The sequence below is a fragment of the Polaromonas sp. P1_G2 genome, assembly GCF_056405515.1.
On record NZ_JBFUBY010000632.1, the window covers coordinates 1 to 695 of the forward strand.

The 695-nt window shown below is 64.7% G+C and carries 1 protein-coding gene; it reads left to right on the plus strand.

The annotated features are described in order from the left end of the window. The coding region (locus tag AC1D0P_RS26625; RefSeq protein WP_477679474.1) for an HlyD family secretion protein at positions 1-695 on the plus strand (695 nt) is incomplete at both ends.

Sequence of the window (695 nt, forward strand, 5' to 3'; positions counted from 1 at the left end):
CCCAGATGGTGACGCTCAAGCGCTTCGACTCCCAGATCAACGCCGCCAAGACGGCGGTGACCCAGGCCGAAGCGCAGAAGACGGCGCTGGAAGCCACGCTGCGCGGCGCCCAGATCACACTCGACCGGCAGGAAGACCTGGCCACCAAGAAGGCCGGCACCCGCGCCGATCTCGACAATGCCCGCGTCGCCTTCGACCAGGCCAAGGCGAACCTCGTCGGCGCCGACTCGTCGATCGCTTCCGCCCAGGCCAATATCGACGTCGTGACCGCCCAGCGCGCCGAGGCCGAAAGCCAGATCAAGTCGCTGCAGGTCGCCAAGGACAAGGCCGAGCGCGACCTGTCGTTCACGCTCATCAAATCGCCGATCAATGGCGTGATCGGCAATTTCGCCGTACAGGATGGCGACCTCGTTTCGCCCGGCCAGCGCCTTGCCTCGCTTGTCCCCGTCGATGATCTCTATATCGACGCGAACTTCAAGGAAACGCAGCTCGAAGGCATCAAGCCCGGCGCCGAAGTCGATATCACCGTCGATGCCCTGAACGGCCATCCGTTGCGCGGCACGGTCGAATCGATCGCGCCGGCCTCCGGCTCGGTCTTCTCGCTGCTGCCGCCGGAAAATGCCACGGGCAACTTCACCAAGGTGATCCAGCGAGTGCCGGTCCGCATCGCCATCCCCAAGGATGCACTCGAAAGC